Genomic DNA, 13537 nt, shown 5'->3' on the forward strand with positions numbered 1-13537 from the left:
TGCTTTTTTTATTCCATTATCATTTTTTTAATGTAATAATTAAGGAATTGGGTATAGAGAAATAGAAGGCACCTTATCACCAAGGTGATTAATAGCAATAAAACTGGAAAGGGAGCGATGTTGATGAAAGCAAAATTGAATTGGAACGGCGGAATGGCGTTTAGCGGAGAAACGGAATCGGGGCATCACGTGCTATTGGATGCCGGCGAAGAAAATGGCGGAGCCAATAAAGGCCCGCGTCCGACAGAAGTTCTTTTGAATGCGGCTGCTGTCTGCACCGGAATGGACATTGTCATGATTCTTGAGAAAATGCGATTCACCATTGACGGGTTCCATATTGAAATCGACGGCACGCGTGCTGAAAATCATCCGAGACGCTTTACTGAAATCGCCATTACTTATCATATTGACGGCGAGCTCCCGGAAGACAAAGTGGTCCGGGCCATTAAGTTGTCACGGGATACGTATTGTACCGTTGTCAATTCGTTGAATGCCGGCATACAGTATCATTATGTATTAAACGAGGAAGAGTCAAAAACCATCCATTAAAACAGGTTATACGGAAAAGCTATTCGATATGAATAATTGTTCTGCGGCAATGAAAATGGGCATGCTGCTTTTTATATTGATTTAGGCATCTTTGCAAATTTCAATCTTTGTGTTGACAGGCGGACCAGTTACAAAAATATTGACATCTAATATAGTCGCTGAAAAAAATAAAGCCGAATTGGTGCACATTAAAAGTGACACCAATTCGGCTTTTTATTTTTTGTTAGTTATTGAGAAAAGAATCTTCATAGTACGTTAAAAGCGTCTCCAAAGTAATAGGATCACTGTAAGTAGAAGCTTTCGTATTGATTTCAAACACTTGGCTGTTTTTCACGGCAGGGATGTTTTTCCAAAGTTCGGTTTCCGTAAACGAGTTGTCTACATCCGGGTTTTTGCTGAAGATGACATAGTCTCCAGCAAAGTCAGGAAGCACTTCAGAAGAGAACGTATAAACGCCCGATTCAAGTGCCAGTTCCTCTACTTTAGCAGGCATTTTCAAGCCCATACCCTGGTAAAGGATTTCTGTGCCGCGTGCGTAGTTGTCGCCGAACACGTAAAATTCTTTGTTTCCGCTTTCGATGACCGAAACTGTTGCATCTTCACCGATTTTCGCACGGATTTTCTCACCCGCTGCGGCTGTACGTTCCTGGAAGTCTGATACCCAGTCCGTCGCTTCTTTTTCTTTGTTCAGCAATTTGCCGATTTCAACTTGCTGTTCCAAGTAATCCAGTTTGCCCCAAGTGTAAACGACAGTCGGTGCAATTTCGCTTAATTTGTCGATATTTTTCATGTGGGAACCGGCAATAATCAAATCAGGCTCCAATTCAAGGACTTTTTCGAGGTTGTCTTCTGTGACGATCTCTGCATCTTTCAGTTTGTCTGCAAATAGGGGATTGGCATTCGTCCACTCATCGATTCCTACAATGTTACCTTCCAGTGCAAGCACGTTCGGGCCATTTGTCAAAGCGATGATTCGCTTAGGATCTTTCGGAACTTCTACAGGTCCGGTTTCAGACTCATATGTAATGGTTTCTGTGTCTTTTTCAGCCTCGGCTGATGAGCTTTTGTTTTCTTTTTCACTGCAGGCACCTAAGATTAGGACCAATAAAAGCAGGAATGGCAATAAAAATTTCTTCATCATGACATCTCCTTTTTGACAATGATAATCATTATCAATTATTGATAATATAGAAAAAATTCCTTGTTGTCAATAATCTTTTTAATCGAATGAAAAGCTTAGCGAATGAAAACAATCCCTTCCAAATAAAAAGGAAGGGATTGTTTGGATTACCTTATATGATGTTCAAGCGAATTGCAGATTAAACAGTGCCAGCTTCAAAAGATTCATCGCTGATTTCACCGACGATTTCTTCTAAAATATCTTCCATTGTTACGAGCCCTGCGGTTTTGCCGGCTTGATCCGTCACAACAGCCATGTGAATCCGGTTTTGCTGCATATAAGTCAGCACTTTTTGGATCGGCGTGTTTTCAGTGAATCGCGGCATTGCATGCAGGAAGGACTCCGCTTTTTGGGCCCTGCCGGCTGCCATGCTGGTCAACAGCTCTTTTGTATTGATGAAACCTGCTACATTGTTAATGTCGTTTCCTTCTGTTACGGGATAGCGGGTAAATTCATGGGCATCAATGACAGAAAAGAATTCTGATTGATCCAAGCTTTTATCAACTGTTATCATCTGGTTTTTGGGAACCATGATGTGTTTGACAATCCGCTCATCAAAATCAAAAATGTTCTTCAAGTACGTCAATTCGGTTTGATTGATTTCGCCGCTCTTGTAGCTTTCCGCCATGATCAACTTCAGCTCTTCTTCTGAATGGGCTTCTTCATGTCCAGCGGGTTCTACTCCAAAAAGTTTCAAGAATAGACGGGCAGAACCGTTCATCACCCATATAAAAGGGTTCATAATTTTACCGAACCAGTAAAGCGGCGGAGCAAGCAGCAAAGTCATTCGCTCCGCATATTGAATTGCCAAAGTCTTAGGCGCCAATTCTCCGATAACAACGTGAAGGAAAGTGACGATTCCAAGGGCGATTGCATAAGAAAGGGCGGTAGCTAATGCTTCCGGTACTGCGAAATATTCAAAAACGGGGTGCAGCATTTTTTCGACGGTCGGTTCCCCTAAAGCCCCAAGGATAAGTGCTGTCACTGTTATCCCCAACTGACAGGCAGAAAGGTAGTAATCCAGCTTATTTGCCACTTCTTTCGCGCGTATGGCTTTTTTATTGCCTTCTGAAATAAGTTGGTCGATCCGCGACATGCGCACCTTCAAAATTGCGAATTCGGCACCGACGAAGAATGCGGTCGCTAAGATCATTAAAGCGACCAGTATTAAGTTAATTGTTATTTGTCCGTCCAATACGGTTCCCCCGAAACGGGGGATTCACCTCCATTAAGTAGTTAAGCGAAAGATTAGTGGCTTCGATTTATTTGCGGTTTTGATGAAACATGACTTGTTTGATTTGCTGATTGTCCATTTCAGTGACTGTCCATAAACCGCTTTCTTCAGTCAGTGTTTCGCCTGTCTGCACTTCTCCAGCGGTTTTGTAATGAATCCAGCCCCCGATGGTATCAATATCATCGCTTTCCTCAAACTCCACGCCAAAGCGTTCTTCGAGATCTCTTAAAAGCATGCGGCCATTGATCAAATATTGATGGTCGCTGACTTGGCTAATTTCGGGCTGTTCATCGGCATCAAATTCATCGCGGATTTCTCCGACGATTTCTTCCAGTATGTCTTCAAGCGTAATCATGCCGGCTGTACCGCCGTATTCATCTGCAACAATCGCAATATGGACACGTGCTTGCTGCATTTTCAGCAAAGCATCCTGCAGACCGGTTTGTTCAAAAACTGTCGGCAATTCACGCACAAATTCCTGAAGCTGCCAAGGGCGTCCGGCGACGATGTGGGGAAGCATCTTTTTAGCGCTGACAAAACCGATAATGCGGTCCTTGTCGCCTTCTTCCGTTACCGGATAGCGCGTATAGTTATTTTCATCCAGTGTCTCCACAATTTCTTCAAGCGGCATATCTTTATCAAGTGTCACCAATTCGGTACGGGGAACCATGATGTCTTTAGCGGACCGTTCGTCGAATGTGAAGACGTTCTCCATATAAGACAATTCGGTTTCGTTGAGTTCGCCGCCCTCAAAGCTTTGTGCCATGACGATTTTCAGTTCGTCTTCTGAATAGGCTTGGTCATGTCCTGCCGGCTGGACGCCAAATGTTCTAAGCAATACACGCGCCGCTCCGTTGAGTGCCCAGATAAAAGGTTTCATGATTTTACCGAACCAATAAAGGGGAGGTGCAAGCAAAAGAGACATTTTTTCTGCATACTCGATGGCCAGTGTCTTGGGTGCCATCTCGCCAAGGACCACGTGCAAATACGTGACGAGCATGAACGCGATGGCATAGGAAGCTGCAGATGCGACAGCATCGGAAACCGCAAAATACTCAAAAATCGGATACATCAAACGCTCGACTGTCGGTTTTCCGAGTGCCCCGAGTCCAAGTGCCGTTACGGTGATTCCGAGCTGGCAGGCGGACAGGTAATAGTCCAGATCGCCTGCCACTTTCTTGGCCGTTATCGCTTTTTTATTGCCTTCTGCGATCAATTGATCAAGCCGGGACATCCGGATTTTTACGACCGCAAATTCCGATCCTACGAAAAAAGCGGTTAACGCAATTAAAATAACCAATAACCCTAAATTCAACAATGTAATTATGTCCACTAATTTTCCCTCGGTTCGAGGGATTCACCTCCGATAATAGTTACAGCAGCGCAAGGAGGGAAGCGATGGCAACCATCTTGCTTTCCAGTGCTTTGCTGATTTGGAACTTCACATGGCTTGGCGCATCTTTCAGCTGTTCTTCCAAGCGCGTAATGTTTCGCTGCAGGCATTCAAATTCTTCATAAACTTCTTCCACCAGCAATTCGGTTTGGGGATTTTCGTTTGTTTCAAGAACGTCTTTGATTTCTGAAATCGACATCCGCTGCTTTTTCAATAACTGAATTCGTTCAATTGTCTGCAAGGCAGACTCCGGGTACATCCGGTAATTGGTTTTCGTACGTTCTGCAGCAAGGAGGCCGCAATTCGTATAGTAATCAATTGTTCGCGTCGATACGCCGCTCAACTTCGCAAGTTCACCGATTTTCATTAAATCCTTCCCAATGCACACGCCTCCTTCTTCAAGTTAAAAAAATTTTATCACAAGGCATCAAAAACCATACAGTGATACGTTATGCTTTTTGCCTTTTTTAAAAGTTTCTTTAGGAAAATTGCCATAGTTCCGCCATTTTTTGCTTGAAAATAAGTTAGAACATTGTGTGTTCGATAAAAGGTGAAACATCTGGCGGCAAAGAACGTTGATATTAACAATGGATAAATTAAGGAGGGCTTATGGGAGAATTAGATTTAATCTTAATACTTAAAATGGTGATGATCGGAATCGTCCAAGGGTTTACGGAACCAATTCCGGTGTCATCAAGCGGGCACGTTATGATTGCGAGCGAAATACTCGGGCTCGGCGAACAGGGCTTCACTTTCGCGATATTGACAAACACGGCATCGCTATTGGCGATCATGTTCATTTACCGGAAAGATATTGCGCGTCTCGCAGTCAATTCAATCCAATACATAAGAACAAGAGAACAAACCTACAAAAGCGATTTCCTTTTTGTCTGCTATATTGTCATTGGCACAATTCCAGCGGGTGTCCTGGGTGTTCTATTGAGCGATTTTATTGCCGAAAGCGTCAGTATGACCACCATCGCTCTTATGTTGTTTGTGACAGGAATTGCGTTATTCCTGATACGCAATATGAAAGGGAAGAAAGACGAGTCAACCATGACGGCTAAAGATGCGATTCTTGTCGGGTTGGGACAGGCAGTCGCTTTGACACCTGGAATCAGCCGGTCCGGTGCAACCATCATCACGGCGATTGCAGTCGGCTTAAAGCAGGAAACGGCTTTGCGCTTTTCGTTTATGCTTTACATCCCGGTCAGCTTAGGCGGCGTGGTGCTTGGCTTTACGGATTTTCTGGATGAACCGGATAAAGCGGCTTTAGCGGTTCCTTATGCAGCAGCCTTTATCGCAACGCTGTTCATGTCCTATTTTGCGATGCGCTGGTTCATGGGCATCATGAAGCACGGGAAATTGATTTATTTCACGTATTACTGCTTTTTAGCAGGGACTTTGCTGCTGATCTTTTTTTAATAACATTTATACAAAAGGCATTTCCGAACAAATTCGGAAATGCCTTTTTGCGTGTGTAAATATTAAAATGAAATATCAAAAATAAACATTCTTTTGTTGGGTATTATATGCTAATATATGTAAGATATTTCATATTTAACGGGAGGAAATAATGGCCAATTCAAATATCCAATCGGATAGAGAAACCGTTTATTTTATTATCAGCTTGATTTTCAGTATTTTGATTTATGTATTGGCTATCGTATCGATCATCGGCATCGCAATTGCTTTAAGCGTATTGGCACTTATACTGTTTTCGAATGCCTTGATGCTCGGTTCGATTCGCGGAAACGGTATCCGGATCCACGAGCGCCAATTCCCGGACGTGTACGAAAATGTACAGGCCTTGTCCAAGGAAATGGGAATTAAAAACGTGCCGGATGTTTTTGTTATTCAGTCGGAAGGCGCTTTGAATGCATTTGCCACACGCTTTTTCGGTCGGAATATGGTCGTGCTGTATTCGGAAGTGTTTGAGTTGGCACGCGAACAAGGCATGGACGAGTTGAATTTCATCATCGCCCATGAGCTGGCGCATGTGAAGCGCCGCCATGTATGGAAAAATATTTTGATTTTGCCGGCCGGCTTTATTCCGTTTTTAAGCCAGGCGTATAGCCGCTCTTGTGAATATACGTGCGACCGCCATGCGGCTTATGCCATTCAAAACGTTGCGGCATCCAAACGTGCTCTGACTTTGCTCGGTGTCGGCAAGCAAATGTACACTGAAGTAAATGAAGAAGCCTATAGAGAGCAGATTGCGACTGAATCGAATAGTTTTGTTTGGCTCAGTGAAGTGCTGTCGTCGCATCCGCGATTGCCTAAGCGCATTCAGGCGCTTGAACAATTTGATAAAAGCGGCGTGCCTGTTTATACGCAAAGCCATGGCAAAATCGCTTTAGGAGCAGCTTTGATTTTCGGCGGCTTGCTCGGCGTATACATGTTAACTATCGCACTATTAACTGGCGGGGCAGTGGCTTATTCCCAGCTGATGCCGGACGCGCTGGAAGATCCGCTATTTGCAGATCCTTTTGCGGCAGAAGGAGAAACGCCATTAATGACAGCTGCTTCCTTGGGCGACCAGGCTGAAGTCGAAAGGCTGATTGCTGAAGGTGCTGACATTCAAGAGAAAGATTCGGACGGGGCAGATGCGCTGATGTATGCCGTTTATGCGGGAGATGCGGCCATCGCATCTTCCTTGCTTGAAGCAGGAGCCGATCCAAACTCTGCCGACATATATTCATCGGCGCTCGGCAATGCGGTTATGTACAGTGAATACGACACAGCAAAATTACTGGTGGAAAAAGGGGCTGACCCGACGCTTATCGGTCCGGATGGAATGGCCCCAATGGAGTTAGTAGGGGCCGCATCAGAAGCGGAATTTTTCGAAATGGTGAAATCCGAAAACTACTGATCGCTTTTTATAAAAGGATTTGAAACAGACAAACAGGAGGTGCTCTATGAGTGGCTCCTGTTTTTTTATAAACAGATTCTGGGTGAATAAAAGCCGGAAAGTAAGGTTTGAGGAGCGAACGCAGATAAATCTCTGGGATCGCAGATAAATAACGAGAATCGCAGATAAAGTTTCGGAAGCGCAGGAAACTGCAGCGCTGCTGTTGGAAAGGAAGGTGGGCTACACATGTACAATTACACGCTGCTGGAAAGATTCCTGTTTATGCCGCGCCGCTTTGACCTTTCAGATTTAATAAAGGAACTGGAAGGGAAAACCGTTTTAATCACAGGAGCTAGTTCCGGAATTGGCAGAGAGCTGGCTTTTTTATTCGGAAAAGCTCGGATGCACCTGATTTTAGTAGCGAGAAGGCAGGAAGAACTGCAGCACATCAAAGCGAAAATCGAAAAAGGGCCAGCTGCCGTCAGCATTTTTCCAGCGGACTTGCGGAATGAAGAAGAGATGGAAAGTTTGCTCGCATTTCTTCATGCCTTGCCAAACGGCTTGGATATCGTCATCAACAATGCCGGCCTCTCGATCAACCGGCCCATTTCAAAATCACTCGACCGGTACCATGATTTTACCCGCACCATGGCAATCAATTATTTTGCACCGGTGCAATTGCTGCTGTCGACCATTCCCTTGTTGGCAAAAAAGAAGGGTCATATTGTCAATGTTTCCACCATCAACACGTTGCTCTATCCTGTCCCGTACTGGGCTGCTTATCAGGCTTCCAAAGGCGCATTTAATATATGGCTCCGTTCTGCTGCACCGGAATTAAAAGTCCGGGGCATTTCCACTTCCAGCATTTATTTGCCGTTAGTGAAAACACCGATGATTGCGCCAACTGCAGCATATCTTGGGAAGCCGGCGATGTCGCCGGTGCATGTAGCAGAAATCATCGGACGCGCCATCTGCCATAACCGAAAAGTCTACAAGCCGTGGTGGCTGGGTCCAGGGGAATTGGCCTCATTGGTATTCAAGTGGCCTCTAGACATGCTTGTTTCACGCTCGGTAAAGAAAAAGGAGGCAGGAACCGTTGGCGAATAGCTTATTGAAACTGTTGTTCCATCTTCAGCTGCTGTCGCCTGCGAAGCTGTTCTTTTTCGCACGGGCCGCTCGGCGAAACGGCATCAATCTGATGCTTTTATTTTCACTTATTGGAAAAGAGGATCGCGTCAAAATAGCACTCTCCGACAGCCGGGAAATGCTCACATACTCGCAACTCCAAGAGCGATGTGAAAATCTCGCGGGTCAATTGAAAGCGCGTTACCGAATCGAAGCCGGCCAGAAAGTCGCTTTTTTCTGCCACAGCCACGCATCGTTGGTGCAAGCTTTGTTTGCCGCGTCCCGTTTGGGTGCGAGGCTTTATCTGCTGAACAGTTCGATGTCCAAAAGCCAATTCAACCGGATGCTGGAAGAACAGCAATTCGACTTCCTCATTTATGACGAAGAATTTACTGGCCTGGTTGAGGCCTCAAGCTACTGCAAGGAGAAGCTGTTAAGCTATCACGAAAGCAAGCCGGCAGTCAGTTTACTCGTGCAGGAGAAGCGGAATGAAAGAGAGGCTTTAAACCCGGTGTCCGGCAGCCAGATCGTTTTATTGACCGGTGGTACGACCGGAAAGCCGAAACAAGTGGTCCACCAGCCTTCAATTTTCACATTTCTTCAGCCGTTTTGTGCACTGCTCGACCGCTTGCAGCTTGCACACTATCAAACGGCCTTTATCGCCACCCCGCTTTACCACGGCTATGGCATCGCCATTTTACTGGCTCTTTTTGCACTTGGAAAGAAAGTGGCGATCCAGGATCATTTTGAAGCTGCTGCAGCCTGCAAACTGATCCAGGAACACCAGGTTGAAGTTGCCACAGTCGTTCCGTTGATGGTCCATCGAATGCTGGAGCACAATACAGAAGATTTGCGCTCTCTCAAGTGCATCGCCTCCGGCGGCTCGAAACTGAATCCGGTTTTGGTTGAGGAAGTAAAACAACGGCTGGGAAATGTCTTGTACAATTTATACGGGACGTCAGAAACAGGGCTTAACATGATTGCAACACCGGATGATCTCGCCTATAATCCGGATACGCTTGGCCGGCTGATCCGCGGCGGAAAGCTGCGGGTGATGGTGGACGGAAAAGAAACGGGAAATGAAGTGGCGGGAAAGTTTTTCCTCCGAAACAACTGGTCGATGAAAAACAAGGAAACTCGCTGGATTGATACGGGGGACTGCGGATACCGGGACCATCGGGGCTATTATTTTTTCTGCGGAAGAACCGATGACGTGATTGTTTGTGCCGGGAATAATATTCATCCACTGGAAGTCGAAACAGCGGCCACTGTCCATCCGCTTATAGATGATATTGCGGTAATTGGAATTGAAGACAAATACCGGGGACAACGGCTAAAAGCTTTTGTCCAGTGCTCTCCAGGATGTACACTGGACGAAAAAGAACTGATTGGGTGGCTTCGTACGCAACTGGCCGATTTTCAAGTGCCCCGGGAAATCGTCTTTGTGAAGGAACTTCCTTATACCTCGGTCGGCAAACTGGATCGGAAAAAGCTTCAAAGGGGGGAACTTCATTTGCTTGAGAGACGCCTATAAGTATAGATGGATTTATGAATGGCGGAAGGGAGAAGGAATATTTTGCTGAAAAAAGTGTATTCGATCGGGTCTGGGTTTTGTTTTCTGCTCATGATTTTGCCGCTCGCCCTTCCGTATTCTTCAGGTGGAGCCGACTGGTTTGATTTGCTTCTCTCGGTAAACTTTTATTTCCCCATGATGCTGGGAGCAGCCGGAATCGTACTGGGGCGGCTGGGTGTTAAAGGCAATGTGAGATTTTATCTGGTTTTATTGAACTCGCTAATTTTTGCCTTTTATATCTTCGTCACATTGGTCGCTATCTATGGATTTCAAGAGCCTTAAAATAATTTGACAGACCAAAACGGAACGGCGGGATTGAAAGACCGCCGTTCCGTTTTGGTTTGTCCTCTAAAAATTATTCGTCTTTCCTGAAGAAAGCCATCATATGAAGCGCCAAAGTACCGCCTATCGAGAAGCTGGCCATGAAGATCGAATCGCAGTGTTCACTCAGCCAGCTGAACACTTCCTCAGGAAAACTGGATCTCTTTTGCCTCTTTAAGTTCTGCGAAAGAACTTAACACATCGTTGTGATGGTCAATAATCTGTTTGGCAGTTAAGAGCTCCGAGTCCCATGTGCCGTGCCCATCCTTAGCCAAAGTTACTTTGTAGCCAAGGCTGTAAGCTCGTCGGCAAGTTGTGTCAATGCAATACTCGGTCTGGTTGCCGGCGAGAACGAGATGCTGAATGTTTTTCGCGTTTAAGGCATCTTGAAGCCCCGTCTTGTGAAACGAGTCCGGCGTTGTTTTTTGTATGACGGCTTCTCCGTTGAGCGGCTGAACAGACATATGGATTTGCCAATCGTGGTTGCCGGCAACTAAAGCCCTGTCATTGTGCTGGACAAAAATGACAGGGACATTTGCGGAACGTGCCCCTTCAATTAAATTCTTCAGGTTTTCAAGCAAGGCATCTTTGTTGTATACCGGATTGTCTTCAGCAAACATCTCGTTTTGAGCGTCTATAACGAGCAGCGCAGTATGGTCCATTCTGCTTCCCTCCAATTCACTTCTTCAATAGGATATTCGGCATTTTCAGGCAGAATCCTTTCTTTTGCTAAGCAAATGCCACGGGTTGCAAACTTAGGCAAAGACATTACAAGAAAGGGATTTTAGCTGTGCATAGCGAAAACTTAAAAAAGACTAAATTGACTATTGGAGGGATCGCTTTGCCCTTAAATGATTTTTTGCTTGAGTGTATGAACTGGCCAGCCATAAAAGAAAAAATAGGTGCGGGAATGGACACCGTCATCATCTGTACAGCTTCGGTTGAACAGCACGGCTATCATTTGTCCGAACTGACGGATACGCTGATTGGCGAAGCAACCGGACTTTTAGTTGCTGAAAAATTAGGAAACGCTTTAATGGCTCCGGTGATCCGGCCTGGCCTATCTGAACACCACATCCCGATGGCCGGCAGTCTGACGCTGCGCCCTGAAGTTTACCGGGGTCTTCTTGAAGACTATGTCACCAGTTACCAGAACCATGGGTTCAAGAAGGTCGTGATTTTTTCATCCCATGGCGGAAATTTTAATGAAAACGAAAAGATTGTGCAAAGCCTGAAAAAGCGGCATCCGGATATGCAATTCAGTAGTGCATTGACCTTGATGGAACTGATGGGACTCATGGCGGAATTTGAGAAAAAGTATAACTTAGCAGAAGGCAGCTGCGGGCATGGCGGCGCGATGGAAACATCAGTCATGCTGCACATCGCTCCAGATCAGGTTGACATGGAAAAAGCGACACCTGGTTTTATTGGGAAAATGACCGAAGAAGTCTTAGCAAAATTATTTGAACACGGCATTGTCGGGCTTTCCGACGTGGGCATTATCGGCGACCCACGGCAAGCGGAAGCGGAGTGGGGCGAGTGGTTCCTGGAACTGATGTCCGATGAAATCGTCAAAGCTGTACAAAGGGATTTTAAAGGTTAACGACAAAACTGGAGGTTTTCAACTAAATACGCGTCTAAACCAGTTAAGTACGAAGGAATATTCTAAAGAATAAGGTGGAGAAGCAGTGAAAGTCACGTACAAAATGATTGACAAGCAATTAAGGCTACGGGGATTTTTGTACAATCTCTTATTAAAGAAATCCAGTGAAGAAAAATACATTAAATTTATGCATACCATCAAAAAGCAGACGGAAAACCGCAAAGGGCAAAAAGTCGATGGCCTGCATTTCTCGGAACAATGGATTACGCGCAAAGACGGATCAAAGCTCCGCATCTGCATTTATAAACCGCTCGATCCAGCTCAAAATGCTCCTGGGGTCCTTTGGCTGCATGGCGGCGGATATTCCCAGGGGATTCCGGAACTTTTTTCGGCAACTTACAAAAGGCTGATCCAAGCCCGCGACTGCGTCGTCATTGCACCGGATTACCGGTTGTCGATTGAAGCGCCGTACCCTGCGGCACTGGATGATTGTTATGCCGCGCTTCTGTGGATGAAAGACCATGCAGAAGAATTGGGACTTCGTAGCAATCAGCTGATTGTGGGCGGGGAAAGTGCAGGAGCGGGATTGACTGCCGCTTTGACTCTCCTTGCGAGAGACCGCGGGGAAGTGAACATCGCGTTTCAAATGCCGCTCTACCCCATGCTCGATGACCGCATGGCGACAGAGTCAGCAAAAGACAATAATGCACCCATTTGGAATTCTGACACAAACCGGTGGGCATGGAAGCTGTATCTGGGAGAATTATACGGCAAAGAAGTGCCGGTTTATGCGGCTGCTTCACGGGCGACAGATTACAGCAAGCTGCCGCCTACGGCCACATTCGTAGGAGACATTGAACCGTTCAAGGATGAAACTATTGAATATGTAAAAAATTTAGAGCAAGCCGGCGTGCCAGTCAGGTTCCAACTGTTTAAAGGCGGCTACCACGGATTTGATATCATCAATCCGAACGCAGAACTGAGCAAAAAGGCCACTGCCTTTTTCATCGAATCCTTTAATTACGCAGTGGACCATTATTTCGCTGAACAAAACCACCCGGTGAAAAGTGATGTGCATTTTTGAAAAAGTCTTACTCGGTGCACAACACGTACACTTCGGATTCAAGCCTTTTAACGATGCTGCAGAGGAGGAATAGCAACATACGGTTGTAAAAGGAAATTCCGTTTTGTGAACAGTACGGGGGTAACTTCAAAGAGAAAGGAGAGGCCATGGTGTGCACTAAGCCCATCTGGTGAAAATGAAGGAGGGAAATAATTGGTTATTGCTGTAGGAGAAACCATCATATTTGAACGCAATTTTTCGAAAAAAGATATCGAATTGTTTTCACAGATTTCCGGAGACGAAGGGATTCATCACCTTGAGCAGGATGAACAAGGGAGGCTGGTTGTACAGGGACTGCTGACAGCGACCTTACCGACAAAAATAGGCGGGGACCACAATGTGCTCGCCCGCCATATGAATTTTGAGTTTTTGCGGCCTGTATATACCGGAGACACAATTCGCTGTGAAGTAACCATCAGCCATTTTGAACAACAGGAAAAACGTGCCCGCATTACTGCCCCTTTTTCCTGCACCAACCAGCATGGAAAAGAAGTGCTGAAAGGGAGTTTCTCAGGTGTCATATTAAGACGTGACTAGTGGCAGCTTTTTAGGGTAAAGAAAAGGAATGCTTAAAGAAAGGAGGTA

The 13537-nt window shown here is 45.6% G+C and carries 14 protein-coding genes; 9 read left to right on the forward strand and 5 right to left on the reverse strand.

Annotated elements, in window-relative coordinates; all coding sequences use genetic code 11:
- Positions 1 to 123 precede the first annotated feature (123 nt).
- Positions 124 to 549 carry an OsmC family protein gene (locus QWY22_RS09555; RefSeq protein WP_300984191.1) on the forward strand — a complete coding sequence of 142 codons (426 nt, stop codon included), beginning with the start codon at positions 124 to 126 and terminating at the stop codon, positions 547 to 549.
- A gap of 223 nt (positions 550 to 772) precedes the next feature.
- On the opposite strand, the gene QWY22_RS09560 is transcribed toward QWY22_RS09555, so the two are convergent.
- The 4 genes from QWY22_RS09560 to QWY22_RS09575 form a co-directional block, all read right to left on the reverse strand.
- Positions 773 to 1687, reverse strand: coding sequence for an iron-hydroxamate ABC transporter substrate-binding protein (locus QWY22_RS09560; protein ID WP_300984192.1), 915 nt, complete (start codon positions 1685 to 1687; stop codon positions 773 to 775).
- A gap of 181 nt (positions 1688 to 1868) precedes the next feature.
- Complete coding sequence (locus QWY22_RS09565; protein ID WP_300984194.1) at positions 1869 to 2924, reverse strand: hemolysin family protein; 1056 nt, start codon at positions 2922 to 2924, stop codon at positions 1869 to 1871.
- 67 nt (positions 2925 to 2991) lie between these two features.
- On the reverse strand, positions 2992 to 4296 hold the full coding sequence (locus QWY22_RS09570; protein ID WP_300984195.1) for a hemolysin family protein: 1305 nt from the start codon (positions 4294 to 4296) through the stop codon (positions 2992 to 2994).
- A gap of 40 nt (positions 4297 to 4336) precedes the next feature.
- Positions 4337 to 4723, reverse strand: a complete 387-nt coding sequence (locus QWY22_RS09575) for a MerR family transcriptional regulator (protein WP_300984197.1) — start codon at positions 4721 to 4723, stop codon at positions 4337 to 4339.
- A gap of 242 nt (positions 4724 to 4965) precedes the next feature.
- Here QWY22_RS09575 and QWY22_RS09580 point away from each other — a divergent pair, with 242 nt between their 5' ends.
- The 5 genes from QWY22_RS09580 (at position 4966) to QWY22_RS09600 (ending at position 10187) form a co-directional block, all read left to right on the forward strand.
- On the forward strand, positions 4966 to 5781 hold the full coding sequence (locus QWY22_RS09580) for an undecaprenyl-diphosphate phosphatase (protein ID WP_300984198.1): 816 nt from the start codon (positions 4966 to 4968) through the stop codon (positions 5779 to 5781).
- A gap of 151 nt (positions 5782 to 5932) precedes the next feature.
- A complete protein-coding gene (locus QWY22_RS09585; RefSeq protein WP_300984199.1) occupies positions 5933 to 7228 on the forward strand; it encodes a M48 family metallopeptidase in 1296 nt (431 codons plus the stop codon).
- 225 nt (positions 7229 to 7453) lie between these two features.
- Entirely contained in the window at positions 7454 to 8314 is an 861-nt protein-coding gene (locus QWY22_RS09590; protein WP_300984200.1) for an SDR family NAD(P)-dependent oxidoreductase, read from the forward strand.
- Positions 8304 to 9866, forward strand: coding sequence for an AMP-binding protein (locus QWY22_RS09595; RefSeq protein WP_300984201.1), 1563 nt, complete (start codon positions 8304 to 8306; stop codon positions 9864 to 9866). The genes QWY22_RS09590 and QWY22_RS09595 overlap by 11 nt, the downstream gene beginning before the upstream one ends.
- A gap of 42 nt (positions 9867 to 9908) precedes the next feature.
- Complete coding sequence (locus QWY22_RS09600) at positions 9909 to 10187, forward strand: hypothetical protein (RefSeq protein ID WP_300984203.1); 279 nt, start codon at positions 9909 to 9911, stop codon at positions 10185 to 10187.
- Between the two features lie 185 nt (positions 10188 to 10372).
- Here QWY22_RS09600 and QWY22_RS09605 read toward each other — a convergent pair whose 3' ends face one another.
- Positions 10373 to 10888, reverse strand: a complete 516-nt coding sequence (locus tag QWY22_RS09605) for a cysteine hydrolase family protein (protein ID WP_300984204.1) — start codon at positions 10886 to 10888, stop codon at positions 10373 to 10375.
- Between the two features lie 179 nt (positions 10889 to 11067).
- On the opposite strand from QWY22_RS09605, the gene QWY22_RS09610 reads away from it, so the two are divergent.
- From QWY22_RS09610 to QWY22_RS09620, 3 genes are all read left to right on the forward strand, one after another.
- A complete protein-coding gene (locus tag QWY22_RS09610) occupies positions 11068 to 11829 on the forward strand; it encodes a creatininase family protein (RefSeq protein WP_300984205.1) in 762 nt (253 codons plus the stop codon).
- Between the two features lie 85 nt (positions 11830 to 11914).
- Positions 11915 to 12913 (forward strand): alpha/beta hydrolase, encoded by a 999-nt coding sequence (locus tag QWY22_RS09615; RefSeq protein ID WP_300984206.1) that lies wholly within the window; start codon positions 11915 to 11917, stop codon positions 12911 to 12913.
- A gap of 192 nt (positions 12914 to 13105) precedes the next feature.
- Positions 13106 to 13489: a hotdog domain-containing protein gene (locus tag QWY22_RS09620; RefSeq protein ID WP_300984207.1), complete on the forward strand. Its 384-nt coding sequence runs from the start codon at positions 13106 to 13108 to the stop codon at positions 13487 to 13489.
- The last annotated feature ends 48 nt before the right edge of the window (positions 13490 to 13537 follow it).

This window comes from Planococcus liqunii, assembly GCF_030413595.1.
Lineage (GTDB): Bacteria > Bacillota > Bacilli > Bacillales_A > Planococcaceae > Planococcus > Planococcus liqunii.